The organism is Bifidobacterium panos (assembly GCF_012932445.1).
Classification (GTDB): domain Bacteria; phylum Actinomycetota; class Actinomycetes; order Actinomycetales; family Bifidobacteriaceae; genus Bifidobacterium; species Bifidobacterium panos.
In genome coordinates this window covers 1-16948 of sequence record NZ_JAAIIJ010000005.1, presented here as the reverse complement: position 1 = coordinate 16948, position 16948 = coordinate 1, and the positions used below count along the sequence as shown (strand labels likewise).

The following is a 16948-nucleotide window of genomic DNA, read 5'->3' as shown; positions in this document are numbered from 1 at the left end:
CCCGGCCTAGGGCTCCCGCTGGGCGAAGAGCCCTGTGGGCTCTTCGCAGCAGCGAGCAGCGGTAGCGTCGCGAGCGTCGCACAAAACGCCGGGAGCTGTCGCGCGTCTGCGCGACTGAGGGTGGTCAGACCAAACACGTGCCCGGTGAAACCACCCTCAGACCTCGCATACGCTCGGCCAGCCCCCGCCAGCGGGGGCCCAAGGCGTGCTGAACCGGCTACGCCAGAATGGCCTTAGGCGGATGTTGCCGTGTGGGACGCACAGCCCAGTGGGCTGTGCGTATCGGCCACCAACGACAACGCCATATAACGAAACCAGACAACCCCGTGGCCTCCGCGACATTGCGCCGGCGCAACAACGTCGTGCTCGGCACACTCTGAATTACAGTGCCACCAATTTCCGTTCCCAGTACGCATACCGCCAACCAACAGGAAACCTACGTCGAACACGGCAACATCCGCCGCAGACACCGGAATCAGCCAAACAACACGAAAACTAAACGGAACAGCGAAACGCACACTGAGAACGAAATGACGAAACGCACACTGAAAACAACGAAAACAAGCACCGCAACCCGGGGGAACGGAACGACGGGGACACCCGCCGTCAAACGCAGAGAGCCGGTGCCCGAAAGCACCGGCTCAACGCTTATCCACAAGGGGGCGGAAGTTGGAGTCGCCCACCGGATCCGGCCATCTCCCCTGAAAAGTCGTTGCGCACCGCCTTAAAACGGAGAGAAGTTAGCACGCCTTACTCCGGCGACATCCATCATAACCGATAGGACGCACACTGAGAACGGAACGGCGGTGAAGCCCGCCGTCAAACGCGTTGAGCCGGTGCCCGAAGACACCGGCTCAACGCTTGAGTTTAAGGGGGCGGATCTGGAACCACCCACCGGATCAGGCCATCTCCCCTAAAAAGCCGTTGCGCACCGCCTCAAAATGGGAGAAGTCGCTGTGCCTTACTCCGGCGACATCCATCATAACCGATAGTATTAACTTTGTCGATCGACGCCCTTCGCTGGGGCTGACACCGACCGTCCGGCAACAGTCGGATGACGCTGCCGCGCCGGTCGCGGCGCGGCCAAGTTTAAGGATTGCATTATGCGTAATCTGGGTGAGGAGCCGCGCGGCGGCTCGAATATCTGGCTTATGGCGGTTATCGTCATCTGCCTCGCGCCATCGGTGGATTCCACCATGGCCGACATCGTCGTAATGGCTTTGGCCGTATGGACGATGAGAAACAGTCGCCAGTAACGGCGCCTCTCACGGGCTCGCCCACGCTCGCGCGGGCGAGCCCTTTTACATTCAACACCACCCTGCCAAGCGCTGCAACCACCACAAGAAACCACCCGCGCTGTCTGACTCGTCGCTACCGCTCGTCTATGGGAACGTAGGCGCGCTCCACGGGCCCAGTGTAGACCTGGCGCGGGCGGCCGATCTTGGTGTGGGGGTCGGTGAGCATCTCGTGGTATTGCGCAATCCAGCCGGGGATGCGCCCCAGCGCGAACAGCGTGGTGAACATGGCCGGGTCGAAGCCGATGGCGCGATAGATCAGGCCAGTGTAGAAATCGACGTTTGGATAGAGGTGACGCTCGACGAAATAATCGTCGTGCAGGGCGATATCCTCCAATTCGACGGCCACCTCGAACAGCGCGCGCTCGTCGGCGGGCAGCTTCAGCGTGTCCTCGCGCTCCATGATGCGCTCCAAGTACTGCCTGGCAATGGCCGCGCGCGGATCGTAGGACTTGTACACACGATGCCCGAGGCCGGCAATGCGCGTGCCCTTCCGCTTGGCCTCCTCGACAATGTCCTTGACGGACTTGCCGGAATCGCGGATGGCTTTCAACTGGCGCAACACAGCCTCGTTCGCGCCGCCGTGCAGCGGGCCGGACAGGGCGTTGACGCCCGCCGCCACCGCGGAGTATAGGTTCGCGTGCGCGGATCCGGCGATGCGCACCACGGATGTGGAGCAATTCTGCTCGTGGTCGGCGTGGATGATGAGCAGGCGGCCCAGCGCGTGCACATACAGCGGGTCGGATTCGAACGGCTCGTAAGGCACGGCGAAACACATGCGCAGAAAGTCGTCCACGTAGCCGCGCGCGTAATCAGGGTAGAGCATCGGCTCATCGCGGCGGCGGCGGAAGATGTAGCTGACCACCGTGCGCGCCTTGGCCATGATGATTTTGGCGGCTTCGTCGAACTGGTCGGAATCGTTGATGTCGGTGGTGTCGGGGTAGAAGGTGGCGAGCGCGTTGATGGCGGAGGCGAGCACGCTCATCGGGTGCGCCGCGCGCGGGAACGAACCCATGAAGGTGCGGAAGTCCTCGCCCACCATCGTCTTGTGGTTGATGTCGGCGCAGAACTGCGCATATTGTGCTTTGGTGGGCAACTCGCCGCGCTCCAGCAGCCAAGCCACTTCAAGGAAATCCGACCCCTCGCACAGCTGCTCGATGGGATAGCCGCGATAGCGCAGGATGGAATGCTGGCCGTCGATGTAGGTGATTTTCGATTCGCATTGCGCGGTGGTGAGGAAGCCCGGGTCGAGCGTGACCCAGCCATCGTTGCGCAGGTCGGAGACGACAAGGCCGTTGGCGCCTTGGGTGGCTTCGACGACGGGCAGCGTGAAATTGGCCGAGTCGATGTTGAGCTGGGCTGTGGCCATATCGCGCTCCTTAACACTCTTAACACACTCTTGGCGCTCTTGGCGCTTTTGCATTTGAAAGTATCGTTCACTATATGGCATTCATGTTTCCGCGTAAACGAACGTCTCAAAAGCGGCGCACGTGTTGGTATTGTCGCGCCACTTCGTGGCGAGATCCCTCGGCTTCGCTCGGGATGACAAGGGACGGGTGGCGCACTCAGGATGTCAAGGAAACGGAAGCCTTACTGAATGGTGAAACCTTGGTTGACGCCGTACTCCTTCAAGTCCTTCTGCCAGGTGGCGATGCCCTGCTTCAAAGTGACCTTGTCTTGGGGTTTGTCGAGCGGCTGAAGCGGCTTGCCGTCGTCGTCGGTCTGCCCCGCCTCGATGGCGCGCTGACGACTGGTGTATGCCCGCCATGAGCTTGCCCACTGATAGGCATTGCCCACCGTCGTGCGGAAATCGGTGCGCGCGTACACCTCAAATGGCAAGTACTGATAGTTCACCGAAACGCTCTCGGCGGCCCGCGCCAGCACGCGGTTGAACTCCTGACCGCCGAAATAGGCGATATCGATGCCGCGCGCATCCTTGATGGTGGTTTTGGTAAGGAACCCGGCGTCAGACAGCGTGTTCAAATCGGCAGGGAACGCGCCGCCGTCCACGCGCGCGCCGATGCCGCGGGCGTCATGCGTGACGAAATCGACGAAACGATAGGCGGCGTCCGGCTTGCGGGTGGATTGCAGGACGCACATGGCCGAGCCGCCGTTTTCCGCGTTGGTGACTGCTCCGTCGATGGTGGGCATTGCGGCCACGCGCCACAGCCCCGCGGTGCCGGGCACGTCGGCCAGCAGCAGCGACGGCATCCAGGCGCCGGAGAACACCGAGGCGACGGTGCCGGTGCCGATTGCCTTCTTCCACTCGTCCGACCATGTGATCAGCTCGGTGTCGACCAAGTCCTCGTCGATCATCTTCTGCCAGAACGCGGTGAAACGCTCGGTGCCCTTGTCTTCCTCAAGGTTCACGGTGACGGTTTTGCCGTCCTGGCTGGTGCGGAAGGGCTGGCCGCCCGCCAGCCAGATCATGGCGTCATAGAAGCTCGCGTCGCCCGCGTCCGCGGCGATGTACACGCCGATGGACTTGAGCTTTTTCGCGGCTTCGTAATAGTCGTCCCATGTTTTGATTTGCGTGGCATCCACGCCGGCCTGATCGAACACATCCTTGTTGTAAAAGAACGCCATGGGGCCGGAGTCCATCGGCAGGCCGTAGATTCGGCCCGCCAGTTGCACGGACGACCAGGTGCCGGGCGAATAGAAGTCCGCGTAGTCGCTGCCGATTCTGTCCGTCAGGTCAAGCAGCTGGGAGGAAACGGCGTATTGGCGCAGTGCGTGGTATTCGATTTGCGCGACGTCCGGCATGCCGTAGCCGTCCTGAATGGCGACGTTCAGGTTGTAATAGTCGGAATCGTTTTTTACGTCCACCGCAATGTCGGGGTTGGCCGCCTCGAAGCGCCTGATCACCTCGCCCAGGCTCGGCTCCCAGCCCCACACGCTGATATGCGTGCGCGTGTCCGCCTGGCCGCACGCGGCGAGACCAGCCGAAACGGCCAGCGCCGCGGCAAAGGCGAGAGCGCGTCGAATCAGCTGCCGGAACCTATGCATGACTCACCAGTGTAGCGCGGAGCCGCCCGCCGCCCCGTCCAGCCGGCTGGCTTGGAGGCCGGCTCATTCGACGGTGACGGACTTGGCGAGGTTGCGCGGCTTGTCGACATCGTAACCTTTGATTTTGGCCATATTCATGGCGAAGAGCTGCAACGGCACCACATCGACCAGCGGGCTCATCAGCGTGGGGCACGCGGGCCGCCAGAACACCACGTCCGCGTAACGCTGAACGTCCTTGTCGCCCTCTTCGGCCACCGCGATGATGGTGGCCCCGCGCGCCTTGACCTCCTCGATGCCGGAGATCACCTTGGTGTGCAGCACGCTGCGCCCGCGCTCGGGCGGCACGATGAACACCACCGGCTCGCCGGCGTCCACCAAGGCGATCGGCCCGTGCTTGAGCTCGCCGGCGGCGAAGCCCTCGGTGAAGGTATAGGCGATTTCCTTGAGCTTCAGCGCACCTTCCAGCGCCACCGGATAACCGACGTGGCGGCCCAGGAACAGGAAGGACTGCGCGTTTGCCATGCGCTCGGCGGCCTGTTCGACAGCGGCCGTCTGGGTGTCGAGCACCCACTGGATCTTGCGCGGCATGTCTTTGAGGGAGTCGACCTGCTGGCGAATTTCGTCGCGGAACATCGTGCCCTTGACCTGCGCCAAATACAGCCCCAGCAGGTAGGCCGCGGTGATTTGGGCGACGAAGGCCTTCGTGGAGGCGACGGCGACTTCCGGGCCGGCGTGGGTGTAGAGCACCGCGTCGGACTCGCGCGGGATGGTGGCGCCCTGCGTGTTGCAGATCGCCAGCACCTTCGAGCCTTGTTCGCGGGCGTGGCGCAGGGCCATCAGCGTGTCCATCGTCTCGCCGGACTGCGAGATGGCGACCACCAGCGTGCGTGCGTTGAGAATCGGGTCCCGATAGCGGAACTCGTGCGCGAGCTCGATTTCCACCGGGATGCGCACCCAGTGCTCGATGGCGTATTTGGCGACCTGCCCGGCATAGGAAGCGGTGCCGCAGGCGACCACGATGATCTTGTCGATCGCCTTGAAATCGTGCTCGTCGATGCGCACCTCGTCAAGCTCGATGGCACCCGAATCGTCGAAACGCCCCAACAGCGTGCGCTGCACGGCCGCCGGATCCTCGTGGATCTCCTTGTCCATGAACGAATCCCAGCCGCCTTTTTCGGCCGCGGAGGCATCCCAGTCGATGGTGAAGGTCTTGGGGTTGGCCACCACATTGCCGTCGAAATCGGTGACCGTCACCTCGTTCGCGCTCACGCACACGGCCTGGTCCTGGTCGATTTCCATCGCGCGCTTGGTATAGGCCACGAACGCGGCCACATCGGAACCGAGGAAGTTCTCGCCCTCGCCCAAGCCCACCACCAGCGGCGAATCGTGGCGCGCGCCGACGACGATGCCCGGCTGACGGCAGTCGGTGGCCAGGATCGTGAACGCGCCCTGAAGCATGCGGGCCAGGCGGCGCACCGCCTTGAACAGATCGGGCGCGCCGTCTTCGGCGATGATCTTGTCGACGATTTTGCCCAGCAGTTTGGCCGCCACTTCCGTGTCGGTGGCCGAGGCGAAACGATAGCCTTCCGCCATCAGATCGAGCCGCAGTTGCGAGGCGTTTTCGATGATGCCGTTGTGGATGATGGCCACCTTGCCGTCCTGGCTGGCGTGCGGATGGGCGTTGACGTCGCTCGGCTCGCCGTTGGTGGCCCAGCGGGTGTGCCCGATGCCCACGGTGGCGGCGGGCATCGGATTGCGTTCGACGTCTTCGATAAGGTTCTTCAGGCGGCCGGCCTTCTTGCGCACCGCCACCTGCTCCATGCCGGGAGCGCTCAGCGCCACGCCAGCCGAATCATAGCCGCGGTATTCGAGGCGCTGCAAGCCTTGCAAGCACACTTCCAGCGGTTTGCCGCACGCCGTATCGATTTGCCCTGCGTATCCAACGATTCCACACATAGCTCACCACACTAACGTATCGAGGCGGCGAAACCGTGCACGGTTTGCAAAATCCGCGCGAGAAACGCCCATCCCGGCACGCGCGTCACAGTGCGTCACAGCACGCGCGTCACAGCACGTGCTGCAGGAAGTCCTTGAAGCGCTCCTGGGTGGGGTGTTCGATGATCTCCGGCCCGCCCTGCTCGACGATCACACCGCCATCCATGAACACCACCTGATCGGCGACCTCGCGGGCGAAACCGATCTCGTGCGTCACGCACACCATCGTCATGCCGGCCTTGGCGAGCGAGCGCATCACGCCCAGCACCTCGCCCACCAGCTCGGGGTCGAGCGCGGAAGTGGGCTCGTCGAACAGCATGATCTCGGGCTTCATCGCCAGGGCCCTGGCGATGGCGACGCGCTGCTGCTGGCCGCCCGACAGTTGCACCGGGTAGTAATCGAGACGATCGGACAGCCCCACGCGCTCAAGTTCGCGCACGGCGATGTCGCGCGCCTCAGCCTTCTTCATGTGCAGCACGTGAACCGGCGCTTCCATCACGTTCTCAAGCGCCGTCATGTGCGGGAACAGGTTGAACCGCTGGAACACCATGCCCAGCTTGGCGCGCTGGGCGGCGATTTCCTTGTCATTGAGGGTTTGCAACACCTCGCGCCCGTTCTTGGCGACGTGCTTGTAGCCGATCAGCTCGCCGTCCACCTCGATGCTGCCGCCGGTGAGCGTCTCCAGCTGGTTGATCAGGCGCAGGAACGTGGATTTGCCCGAACCGGAGGGGCCGAGCATGACGGTGACCGTGCCGGGCATCACCGTCAGATCGATGCCTTTGAGCACATGCAGCGAGCCGAAGGCCTTGTGCACGCTGACGGCTTTGATGGCGGGGGTTTGGGATGGTGCGTTCTTTTCGCTCATTATCGCCTCGCTTGCCTCATGCGTTCAATCCGACCATCGTGGCCTGGTTCATCTTGCTGACATCGTCTTGCGGCTCGCCGTTCGACTTGCCCGGGAACGGCCGGCCATAGGGCGGCAGCTTGCCTTTCTCGCCCATCGGACGCGCGTCGAAACCCTTGCCGTAATGCTTCTCCAACTGCGTCTGAATCACCATCAGAACCGAAGTGATCAGCAGATACCACAGGCACGCCACAATCAGCAGCGGAATCGGCTTGTAGATGCGATTGGCGATGGCGTTGGTGGCGAACTGCAGTTCCAGCGTGAACGGCACCGCGAGCACCAGCGAAGTGGTTTTGAGCATGCCGATAGTTTCGTTGCCGGTGGGCGGGATGATGATGCGCATGGCTTGCGGCAGGATGATGCGGCGCATGATGAGCATGCGGCTCATGCCCAGCGCCTTGGCGGCCTCCGTCTGGCCCGGGTCGACGGCGTCGATGCCGGCGCGCACGATCTCCGACAGATAGGCGGCTTCGTTCAACGCCAAACCAATCCAGGCGGCGTTGAAGGCGTTGATGACCTGCGAGGAGTCGATGCTCCAGAACTCGACCGACGTGAACGGAATACCCAGGCCGATTTTCGGAATCAGCACGGCGAACAGACCCCAGAACACCAGCTGCGTGTACACCGGGGTGCCGCGGAAGAACCAGATGAAGAACCAACTGACGCCGCGCAGCACCGGGTTCAGCGACTTGCGCATGATGGCGAGAATCACCGACAGGATGATGGCCACCACCATCGAAATCACCGTCAGCTCCAAGGTGTATCGAATGCCCTCAAGCACATTCTCGTTGAACAGGTACTTCCAGACGGTGGGCCAGTCGAGGCGCGGGTTGGTGACCAGCTCTCGGATGAGCATGGCCACAAGCAGCGCCACGATGGCACCGGCGATCAGCGGGCCGGTGTGCCTGACGGGCAGTGCCTCGATGCGGTTGGGAATGTTCAGCCCTTCGCCGTCGGTTTCTTTTTTCGCCATATCAATGCCTTATCTCGTTGTGCGCTCGGTCTCGATCTCGTTGCGCGCTTGGCAGTGCGGCGGCAAGTACATCTCGATGCCTCGGCGTCTCGATGTCTCGTCCGCCAGCGCGCTTAGTTATATTGTGCCCCGACGACACGCCCAGCACTGCCCCAAGACGACGCGGACTTTAGTCCTCGGCGTAGTCGGTGGGGTTGATCTCAGCCTTGTCGATGGCGCCGGACTGAACGCCCCAAGCTTCAAGGATCTTCATATAGGTGCCGTCGTCCATCAGCTTCTGCAGGGCTTTCTGGACTGCTTCGGCGGTGGCGGAGTCGCCCTTCTTGATGGCGACGGCCTCCTTGGCAACGCCCACGTCCTCGCCGAGCGCCTCGATCTGGCCGTCCGTCTGGCTGATGGCATATCCGGCGACCGGCGAATCGGCGTAGAACACATCGGCCTTGCCGGTGGTGACGCTCGTGGTCACGTCGGTTTGCAGCTTGCTGGAGAGCACCTCGATGCTCTTGTTGCCGTCCGCCTCGCACTGCTCGGACATCTCGTTGACTTCCTCTTCCTGGGTGGTGCCAGTCTGCACCGCGACCTTCACGCCGCACAGGTCGGAAGTGTCCACCTCGCTCGGATTGCCCTTCTTGACCACCCAAGTGGAGCCTGCCTTGAACATCGACACGAAGTCCACGGCCTCCATGCGCTCGGCGGTGATGGTGAACGAGGAGACGCCGATATCATACTTGGAGCCGACCGCGGGCAGAATCAGATCGAAGTTGGAGGTTTTCGGCTCGGCTTCAAGGCCGAACACCTTGGCCAGCGCCTTGACGATATCCACATCGAAACCCACCGGCGTCTTGCCGTCCTCCGCCAGGAACTCGGCGGGCGCGTACGAGGTGTCCATGCCGACGGTGAGCTTGCCGTCCTTGGTGACCGACTCGGGCAGCAGCGCGGCGATCGCGTCGTCCTTCTCGACGGAGCTGACGTCGAAGCTCTTGGTCGTCGCGCTCGAAGTGGACGAAGCGCTGGAATCGGAAGCGTCGCTGGTGCCACAGGCTGCGGCGGAAACGAGCAGGGCGGCACTCACCACGAATGCTGCCGCGGTTTTGCATTTGAACGACATAGACGACATATCGACCTCTCTCTTTGTTGTGTCGACGGTTCGGCGTTTGCGCTTCACCAGCCACTGAGACGGCACGATAAAGTCGTCATGCTACGAAATGGTTAAACGCGCCCCAAAGTGTTCGATATGCGAACCGAGGCGCGCGTTTGAATCTAGCGACTGCGCTTGGCTCAACGATTGCGCCTGACTCTAACGACTGCGCCTGTTCGCGTTGCGCATGGCGCGCAGGGCCTCGCGCTTGTCCTGCTCCTCGCGCAAGGCCTGCCGCTTGTCGTATTCGCGCTTGCCCCTCGCCAGCGCGATCTCCAGCTTGGCGCGGCCGTCTTTGAAATACAGGCTCAGCGGCACGATGGTATATCCCTTGGCCTCGCTTTGGCGCGACAGTTTGACGATCTCGCGCTCGTGCAGCAGCAGCTTGCGTTTGCGCTTGGGCGCGTGGTTGTTCCATGTGCCGTTGAAGTATTCGGGGATATTCGCGCCTTCCAGCCATATCTCGCCGCGGCGGTCGATGGACACGAACGCCTCGGCCAGGGAGGCGCGCCCCTCGCGCAGGGATTTGACCTCGGTGCCCGTCAGCACCATGCCCGCCTCGTATTTGTCTTCGATGGCGTAATCGTGGCGCGCCTTCTTGTTCTGCGCGACCAGCTTGGTACCTTGCTCCTTGGCCATAATCCCTCCCTTCCGATCTGCGTGACATCCAGACAGCTGACTTCCAGAATGTCAGACATCTGAATGTCAGACATCTGACATCATGATTCGCAATGCTCCACCATAACAGCAAACGCCGCCCGAACCCAATCAGACGGCGTCGAACAGCACAGCGAAACGCTGAGAAACGCTTAGTGGACGAACCAGTATTGGCCCGAATTGTACAAGGTGCGATAGCTGACAACATACGGACCGCCGGCCGCGTTCATCTCGGAAATCTCGAACGAGTTGCCGTTCACAGACTCGACCACGGCCACATGGCCGTAGGTGCCGTCCGCACCATCCTGCCCAGGCAGGAACGAAATGGCCGCACCCGCTTCGGGATTGTGGTCCACGCGCAATCCGTACGACGGGGCGCTTCTCCACCAGTCGCCGCCATTGCCCAGATATGAAGGCGTGCCGATGCCCAGCTGCTGGCGGCGGTTATAGGCCCACCATGTGCACTGCCCGGCGACATAGGCATTGCCGTAGTCTCCATTCGAGGTGCCTTGGCCGCCGCTATTGCCGCCGCTGTTGCCGCTATTGCCACCATCGCCGCCCGAAGGAACGATGGTCGTCGTATCGCCGCCGCCACCGCCGTCGTTAGCGGAAGTGGAGCCTTGTGTGCCGTTGTTCACTTGGGCTGCGGCCTCGGCCTGCTCCTTCTGGTATTGGCTATTGAAGGAGTCCACTTCGGACTGGAGGAGCACGCTTTTCGCGGCCTGTTGCGCGGCTTGCGAATCCAAGCTGGTGACCAGTTCGCTCAGTTCATTGCGCTTGGCCTCGCCTTCCTGGCGCAACTGCTCAAGCTGGTCGCGTTCGCTTTGCGCGGTGGCCGCAGAGGTTTGTGCGGCGGCGGACTTCTCATCCGCCTTGGTTTTGAGCGTGGCTATCTGCTTTTCGATGGCGGCCAGGCGCTCGCTGCGGTTCATCGAAGTGTTCAGCGTCGTCGCCGCGGAAGAAGCCGCATTGGCCTCATTGCGCGAAAGTGCGTCACGCGACTGCATCGAGTTGACGAAGTCCGTGGTGCTGGTGGCGCCGGTGACCACGCTCATCACATCGGAGGCGTCGGAACCGTGCATCTCCTCACGGGCCAGCTGGGCGACCGCCGCATGCGCGTCGTCGTAATCCTTGCCGGTTTTCTCGATCTGCGCTTCGAGATCCTGCTTGTCTTTCTGGGCGGCGGCGAGCCTGGAGGAGGCGGTTTCGGCTTCGCTTTGCGCGGTGGCCGCGGCCTCATTGGCTTGCGTGACCTTCTCCTGAGCCGCGGCGATTTTGTTGTTCGTCAGATCGTTCAGCTCAAGGATCTTGTCCGCCAGCTCCTGGTTGACGCCGTCCAGCTGCGCGCGCAGTTCGGCCTCGCGCTGCACGGATGCGCTCTGCGCGTTGCGGGCGTTGACCAGATCGGAATAGGTATCGGCCTGCGCGGGAGCAACGGGAATGGCTATCGCGGCGGCTGTGCACATGACAATGGCCGCCAGCGAGGCAACCGCGTGTCTGCTTCCTCTTGCCTTAGTTGCCTTAGTCATTAATACAGATTCCTTTCCCCATTCAGCGCCTCACGATACCATGCGCGGCTTGAAGCGCCCTCAAAAGCGCCTTCAGCCCACACATCATGCGCGCAAATAGCGTCTCAGGGAAATCGTCGAAGCCACAACCGACAGCAGCAGCGCCCCGACCACCAAGACCGGCGAAATCATCAGCACCGTCATCTGGTTCACGTATGGAATCCACGTGATCGATTGGGCCAGCCAACCGGAGATGAACACCTTGACAATCAGCGAAAGCATCAGACACGACAGAATGGAGCCGAGGAAAGCGGCAATCGCCCCTTCGAGAACGAATGGCAGGCGAATCGTCCAATTCGAGGCACCCACATATCGCATGATCTCCGTCTCCGTGCGTCTGGAGGCGGCGGACATGCGGATGGTGGTACTGGTCAGCAGAATGGCGACGAGCACCATGATGCCGGCGAGCGCGGCGGTGACCACGGTGGCGCGGTTGAGCACCTCGAACACCGGCTCGAAAATCTGCCGCTGGTCGGTGACGGTCTCGACGCCTTCCTTGCCTGACAGCACCTCGGCGACGATCTGGTATTTGGCCGGGTCCTTGAGCTTGAGCCACAGGGAGTCCTGCATGTCGTCGGCCGTCAGGGTGCGGCCCTGGAACTCCCCATTGGGATATTGCTTGGTGAAGGTGTTGTCGTAGAAGTCCTGCTTGCTTTTGTAGGTGATGGAAGACACCACGTCGGCCAGGTCGTCGCGGATCGTCTTCTGCAGGGCGGTGATTTCCGCGCCGGACGGGGATGTGCCGGCGGCGCAGTTTGCCGACTGGCTCGTGCCGTTCGGGCACAGCCACACCACGACCTCCACTTTGTCGTACCAGTCGCCTTTCGCTTTGGTGATTTGCGCCTGGGTGAGCGCCGAAGCGCCGATGAACATAAAGGAGATGAAGGTGACGAGCATCACCGAAATGAGCATCGGCACGTTGCGCTTCAGGCCCGTCCAGGTTTCCGAAAGAATGAATCGCGCTCTCATCGGTTTTCCTCCTCGGTGGACGGTTGCGGCGACGGTTGCGGCGTGGAATCGGCAGGCGGAGCGGGAGGGGTGGGCGGCGCCAGCAATGCGGCGGAATCGTCGGGCGTCTCGCTCGCGGTGGACTCGTCTGTGTTGGGTGCGTCTGTGTTGGGCGCATCAGTGTTGGGCGCGTCGGTCGCATTCGCGGCATCAGTTGCGTCGGCCGTTGCGTCGGCTGTATTGGGCGCGCTTGCATCGGACTTATCGGTGTCACCATTCGTATCGACTGACTTATCAGCCGCACCAGCATCACCAGCCTCACCAGCCGAATCACCCGCCGCCGCGCCGTCCTCGCCGGCCTGCAGCCCAAGGTCAATTCCCTTGCCCCAAGTGAGCGTATCTTCCAGCGGAGCGAACGCCTCGCCATAACGCCCCGTGCGCCCCGAGTGGACGGACTGGGCGAGACGGGCGATGCCCTCATCCTCATGGCCCGATCCCACAGATCCCATAACCCCATTGCCAGGCGCAGCAACCTCAGCGACCCCGCCCTCGCTGCCCGCAGCAGCCATCGGCCGGAACTTCGCGTCGCTGCCCAGCGCCTGATGCGACTTGCTCGTCACCTCGGCGTCCGGGAAAAACTCGGCGGAATCATAGGAACCATGCTCCTCATCGCGCACGATCTTGCCGGTGTGCAACTCGACGACTCGCTTGCGCATCGAATTGACGATCTCCTCGTTGTGCGTGGCCATGACGACGGTGGTGCCGGTGCGGTTGATGGCGTCCAGCACCTCCATGATGCCCAGCGACGTGGTGGGGTCGAGGTTGCCGGTGGGCTCGTCCGCCAGCAGGATCTGCGGATGGTTCACATAGGCGCGCGCAATCGCCACACGCTGCTGCTCGCCGCCCGACAGCTCGTGCGGATAACTCTTCTCCTTGCCCGTCAGCCCGACCGTCTCAAGCACCTTGGGCACCAGCGACTTCACAACGGACCTGCGCGTGCCGATCACTTCCAGCGCAAACGCCACGTTCTGCCACACGGTTTTGTTGTTGAGCAGCTTGTAATCCTGAAAAACGAAACCGAGGGAACGGCGGTATTGCGGCACCTGACGGTTGGTGATGCGCCGCAGGTCGTTGCCCGCCACGCGAATCTCGCCGTCGGTGGCCTCCTCCTCATGCAACAGCAGGCTCAGCAGCGTGGATTTGCCCGAGCCGGACGCACCCACGAGGAACACGAAGTCGCCACGTTCGATGTCGAGGTTGATGTCATCAAGCGCCGGCCTGGTGCCTTTGGGATAGATTTTGCTCACATGATCCAGCGAAATCAGTGCCATATCGCTCCTTTTCGTTCCTGCCCTTACGCCTTACGCCTGCTCGCGGCGCTGTTCGTGACGCCAGCGGATGCCGGCCTGGATGAAGTCGTCAAGATCGCCGTCGAACACGGCTTGAGTCTGCGAGGTCTCATATCCGGTGCGCAGATCCTTGACCATCTGATAAGGATGCAATACATAGGAGCGCATCTGGTCCCCCCAACTGGCCTTGATATCGCCCGCAAGTTCCTTCTTCTTCTTGGCCTCCTCCTCATGGCGAAGCACCAAAAGCCTCGACTGCAGCACGGCCATGGCCGCGGCGCGATTCTGGATCTGCGAGCGCTCGTCCTGCATGGTGACGACGAGGCCGGTGGGAAGGTGGGTGATGCGCACCGCCGAATACGTGGTGTTCACGCCCTGGCCGCCGGGGCCGGACGAACAGTAGGTGTCCACGCGGATGTCGGCGTCGGGAATGTCGATGTGATCGGTCGCTTCGACCAGCGGCACCACTTCGACGGCGGCGAAGCTGGTTTGGCGGCGGCCCTGGTTGTCGAACGGGGAGATGCGCACCAGGCGGTGCGTGCCGCCCTCGACGGACAGGCGGCCGTAGGCATACGGCGCGTCCACTTGGAATGTGGCAGACTTAATGCCTGCCTCTTCGGCGTAGGAGGTGTCCATCACCTTGGCCTTGAAGCCGTTGCGCTCGCAATAGCGCAGATACATGCGCAACAGCATCTGCGCGAAATCGGCCGCATCCACGCCGCCCGCACCGGAACGGATCGTGACGACGGCGGAGCGTTCGTCGTATTCGCCGTCGAGCAACGTTTGGATTTCCATGTCGTCCAAGTCGCTTTGGATGCTTTCGATTTCGCCTTGCGCTTCGGCAAGCGAGTCCGCGTCGTCCTCCTCACGGCCCAGTTCGACGAGCGTTTCCACATCGTCGATGCGCTGGGTGGCGGAGTTGAGCCGCTTCAATTGCGCTTGGGCGGCGGACAGTTTGCTGGTCACCTGCTGCGCGTGTTCGGGGTCGTCCCACAAGCCGGGCTCGGCGGCCTGCTGCTCGAGTTCGGCAATCTGCGCCTTCATGCGGTCCACATCCAACGCTTGGGCGATGGAATCGTATTTCGCGCGCGCGTCGGCGATTGCCTGGGAAAAATCAAATTCTGCCATCGTGTTTCACCTTACAGTTGTTCTTTGGAAAATTCTTGGAATTCAGCCCATATAACAGGTTCCACACATTCTTTGGATGCACGGCGCGACCATCGGTACCCATATCCGTACAGCCGCGAACCAACTGTCGGAATATATAAAGGAGTTCGCCACCCGCGAGAATGTGCGGGCGAGCGTCAAAGACCCGCGTAGATGGCGGGAATCACCAGAGAAATCAGCATAGCCGCGGCTATGACGATGCACACCACCCGCATTACAATGCGACGGCGGCGCTCGCGCGATTCGCGCTCATCATGCCGATAATCACTCATAGGCCGCGAGTATACGCCATCCCCTCCCCGTTCGGACGAACAGCGCAGTGCGCTGTTCGTAACAGCGAGCAGCGATAGCGTCGCGAGCGCGCAAACCCAAACACGGGATTAGTACAGTGCCCAAGCAACCTGTTTTCGGGGTGCATACCGGCAACCAAGACAACGGGAAAGCAGGTCAAATTAAGCAAAGTCCGTGTCTGGGGTCGGTTGTTACCGTGTTCGACACCCTCCAGACGAACAGTCCAGTGGACTGTTCGTACCGACATCAAAGGGCAACGCCATATAACGAAAACAGGCCATTCCCGTGGCCTCTGTGCCATTGCGCCAAGGCAACAACATCGTCCCCAGCACACTCCCGAGTCACAGTGGCCATCTATCCCGTTCCCAGCACGCCTACCGGCAACCAAGACAACGGGGAAACAGGTCAAATAAGCAAGGCACGTGCCTTGGGGGGCGAATGTTGCCGTGTTCGACACCCTCCGGGCCGGTAGGCCAAGTCTTACGTCTCACACGGCAACATTCGCCCCCAAAATGCTGTGTCCGTTTGAGGGTAACGCGTTTATTCCTGTTTGAGGCGGAGTTCTTCTTCTAGCTGCTGGATACGCAAAGCCTGGGCGGCGATGAGCTGGTCGCGCGGGTCAACGGGCTTGCGCTCCGGCGTGACTGGTTCGGGAGTGCGCTTCCAGCGGGCGAAGGCGCGCTCGATGCGCTTGTAGCCCACGATCTTGGGATCAAGGCCGGCCTCGCGGAACAGGGCAGCGGGCTTCTCGCCCTCCCTATAGCGGCGCATGCACTCGACGCGGAACCAGTCCGCGTAGCGGATACGCGAGGACGCGTCAATACTGTCCACCGCAGCCAACGACGACAAATACGCCCGCTGACCCGACGTGAAACTTTGCGGCTCACTCATCACACACCGTCCTTATCGATTATCGTCATTCGGCCGGGGCTGCCCCGGTTGTTGTCATTTCGAGCGGAGTCTTATTCGGTCATTGTCATTCCGACTTATTGTCATTTCGACCGAGCGCAGCGAGTGGAGAAATCTTGCCTTGCATGCTTATAGCGTTGGCCGAAAGATTTCTCCGCTCCGGCCTGGCGGCCTCCGGTCGAAATGACAGGAAAGGGGGAGGCGTGCCCGGTCGAAATGATATGAGGAAAGGCGGGGGACGCGGGGCGCGAGCCCCATGTCCCCCGCCTTTCGGAAACCGTCAACCGGCTGGCCGGAGCCGGTCGGTTAGACCGGTCCGGCCGGCGGCCGGGCGGTTTAAGCCCGGCCGGGTTGCCGGTTTAGTGGGAGCGGCGGCGGCGCAGGGCGCCGGCGGCCAGGCCGGCTGCGGCCAGGGTGAGGGCCGTCAGGGCGGCGGTCAGGCCGGTGGCGCCGGTGGAGGCCAGGGCGTTGACCTTGGTCCAGCGGGCGTGCAGCTTCTTGCCGATCGCATCCTCCAGGCTGGTGATGAGGTTGCCCTCGTCGTCGTACCAGCCATCGAACGTGTAGCCGTCACGCGTCGGGGTCGGCAGCTTGCCGTCCTCACCCGTCCAATCGGCCGGGATGTTGCCGCCGTTCGGGTCGAACGCGTCCGCGATGCTGGTCCACTTGACGTGCAGCTTCTTGCCGATCGCATCCTCCACGCTGGTGATCAGGTTGCCCTGCTCGTCATACCAGCCATCGAACTTGA

The 16948-nt window shown here is 62.2% G+C and carries 15 protein-coding genes; 1 reads left to right on the top strand and 14 read right to left on the bottom strand.

Annotation, left to right across the window (positions count from 1 at the left end):
• Positions 1 to 1103: 1103 nt before the first annotated feature.
• Entirely contained in the window at positions 1104 to 1256 is a 153-nt protein-coding gene (locus G1C94_RS02600; RefSeq protein WP_172144375.1) for a hypothetical protein, read from the top strand.
• Positions 1257 to 1371: 115 nt separating this feature from the next.
• Here the strand turns inward: G1C94_RS02600 and G1C94_RS02595 are convergent, their stop codons facing one another.
• From G1C94_RS02595 to G1C94_RS02535, 14 genes are all read right to left on the bottom strand, one after another.
• On the bottom strand, positions 1372 to 2664 hold the full coding sequence (locus tag G1C94_RS02595; protein WP_172144373.1) for a citrate synthase: 1293 nt from the start codon (positions 2662 to 2664) through the stop codon (positions 1372 to 1374).
• Between the two features lie 221 nt (positions 2665 to 2885).
• On the bottom strand, positions 2886 to 4301 hold the full coding sequence (locus G1C94_RS02590) for an ABC transporter substrate-binding protein (RefSeq protein ID WP_172144371.1): 1416 nt from the start codon (positions 4299 to 4301) through the stop codon (positions 2886 to 2888).
• A gap of 63 nt (positions 4302 to 4364) precedes the next feature.
• Positions 4365 to 6257: a glutamine--fructose-6-phosphate transaminase (isomerizing) gene (gene glmS, locus G1C94_RS02585; protein ID WP_172144370.1), complete on the bottom strand. Its 1893-nt coding sequence runs from the start codon at positions 6255 to 6257 to the stop codon at positions 4365 to 4367.
• A 109-nt stretch (positions 6258 to 6366) separates the two neighbouring features.
• Positions 6367 to 7161 (bottom strand): amino acid ABC transporter ATP-binding protein, encoded by a 795-nt coding sequence (locus tag G1C94_RS02580; protein WP_172144368.1) that lies wholly within the window; start codon positions 7159 to 7161, stop codon positions 6367 to 6369.
• A gap of 16 nt (positions 7162 to 7177) precedes the next feature.
• Positions 7178 to 8173, bottom strand: coding sequence for an amino acid ABC transporter permease (locus tag G1C94_RS02575; protein ID WP_172144366.1), 996 nt, complete (start codon positions 8171 to 8173; stop codon positions 7178 to 7180).
• Positions 8174 to 8342: 169 nt separating this feature from the next.
• Positions 8343 to 9290 (bottom strand): ABC transporter substrate-binding protein, encoded by a 948-nt coding sequence (locus G1C94_RS02570; protein ID WP_253902284.1) that lies wholly within the window; start codon positions 9288 to 9290, stop codon positions 8343 to 8345.
• A gap of 180 nt (positions 9291 to 9470) precedes the next feature.
• Positions 9471 to 9950: an SsrA-binding protein SmpB gene (gene smpB, locus G1C94_RS02565; RefSeq protein ID WP_172144364.1), complete on the bottom strand. Its 480-nt coding sequence runs from the start codon at positions 9948 to 9950 to the stop codon at positions 9471 to 9473.
• 170 nt (positions 9951 to 10120) lie between these two features.
• On the bottom strand, positions 10121 to 11434 hold the full coding sequence (locus tag G1C94_RS02560; protein ID WP_253902285.1) for a CHAP domain-containing protein: 1314 nt from the start codon (positions 11432 to 11434) through the stop codon (positions 10121 to 10123).
• A 147-nt stretch (positions 11435 to 11581) separates the two neighbouring features.
• A complete protein-coding gene (ftsX, locus tag G1C94_RS02555; RefSeq protein WP_172144360.1) occupies positions 11582 to 12505 on the bottom strand; it encodes a permease-like cell division protein FtsX in 924 nt (307 codons plus the stop codon).
• Positions 12502 to 13815: a cell division ATP-binding protein FtsE gene (gene ftsE / locus G1C94_RS02550; protein ID WP_172144358.1), complete on the bottom strand. Its 1314-nt coding sequence runs from the start codon at positions 13813 to 13815 to the stop codon at positions 12502 to 12504. Before ftsE ends, ftsX begins: the two co-directional genes overlap by 4 nt.
• A 30-nt stretch (positions 13816 to 13845) precedes the next feature.
• Positions 13846 to 14961, bottom strand: a complete 1116-nt coding sequence (gene prfB, locus G1C94_RS02545) for a peptide chain release factor 2 (protein WP_172144356.1) — start codon at positions 14959 to 14961, stop codon at positions 13846 to 13848.
• Between the two features lie 176 nt (positions 14962 to 15137).
• Entirely contained in the window at positions 15138 to 15272 is a 135-nt protein-coding gene (locus G1C94_RS07875) for a hypothetical protein (protein WP_301538546.1), read from the bottom strand.
• Between the two features lie 559 nt (positions 15273 to 15831).
• Complete coding sequence (locus G1C94_RS02540) at positions 15832 to 16182, bottom strand: hypothetical protein (RefSeq protein WP_172144354.1); 351 nt, start codon at positions 16180 to 16182, stop codon at positions 15832 to 15834.
• A gap of 377 nt (positions 16183 to 16559) precedes the next feature.
• Positions 16560 to 16948 (bottom strand): InlB B-repeat-containing protein (locus tag G1C94_RS02535; protein ID WP_172144352.1); only part of this gene is annotated, 389 nt, incomplete at its 5' end.

Bases quoted from the DNA above. Each gene is read 5' to 3' on its own strand.
- smpB (WP_172144364.1), bottom strand. From the start codon at position 9,950: ATGGCCAAGGAGCAAGGTACCAAGCTGGTCGCGCAGAACAAGAAGGCG.
- ftsE (WP_172144358.1), bottom strand. From the start codon at position 13,815: ATGGCACTGATTTCGCTGGATCATGTGAGCAAAATCTATCCCAAAGGC.
- G1C94_RS07875 (WP_301538546.1), bottom strand. From the start codon at position 15,272: ATGAGTGATTATCGGCATGATGAGCGCGAATCGCGCGAGCGCCGCCGT.
- G1C94_RS02595 (WP_172144373.1), bottom strand. From the start codon at position 2,664: ATGGCCACAGCCCAGCTCAACATCGACTCGGCCAATTTCACGCTGCCC.
- ftsX (WP_172144360.1), bottom strand. From the start codon at position 12,505: ATGAGAGCGCGATTCATTCTTTCGGAAACCTGGACGGGCCTGAAGCGC.
- G1C94_RS02540 (WP_172144354.1), bottom strand. From the start codon at position 16,182: ATGAGTGAGCCGCAAAGTTTCACGTCGGGTCAGCGGGCGTATTTGTCG.
- prfB (WP_172144356.1), bottom strand. From the start codon at position 14,961: ATGGCAGAATTTGATTTTTCCCAGGCAATCGCCGACGCGCGCGCGAAA.
- G1C94_RS02575 (WP_172144366.1), bottom strand. From the start codon at position 8,173: ATGGCGAAAAAAGAAACCGACGGCGAAGGGCTGAACATTCCCAACCGC.
- G1C94_RS02580 (WP_172144368.1), bottom strand. From the start codon at position 7,161: ATGAGCGAAAAGAACGCACCATCCCAAACCCCCGCCATCAAAGCCGTC.
- G1C94_RS02590 (WP_172144371.1), bottom strand. From the start codon at position 4,301: ATGCATAGGTTCCGGCAGCTGATTCGACGCGCTCTCGCCTTTGCCGCG.
- glmS (WP_172144370.1), bottom strand. From the start codon at position 6,257: ATGTGTGGAATCGTTGGATACGCAGGGCAAATCGATACGGCGTGCGGC.
- G1C94_RS02600 (WP_172144375.1), top strand. From the start codon at position 1,104: ATGCGTAATCTGGGTGAGGAGCCGCGCGGCGGCTCGAATATCTGGCTT.
- G1C94_RS02570 (WP_253902284.1), bottom strand. From the start codon at position 9,290: ATGTCGTCTATGTCGTTCAAATGCAAAACCGCGGCAGCATTCGTGGTG.
- G1C94_RS02560 (WP_253902285.1), bottom strand. From the start codon at position 11,434: ATGTGCACAGCCGCCGCGATAGCCATTCCCGTTGCTCCCGCGCAGGCC.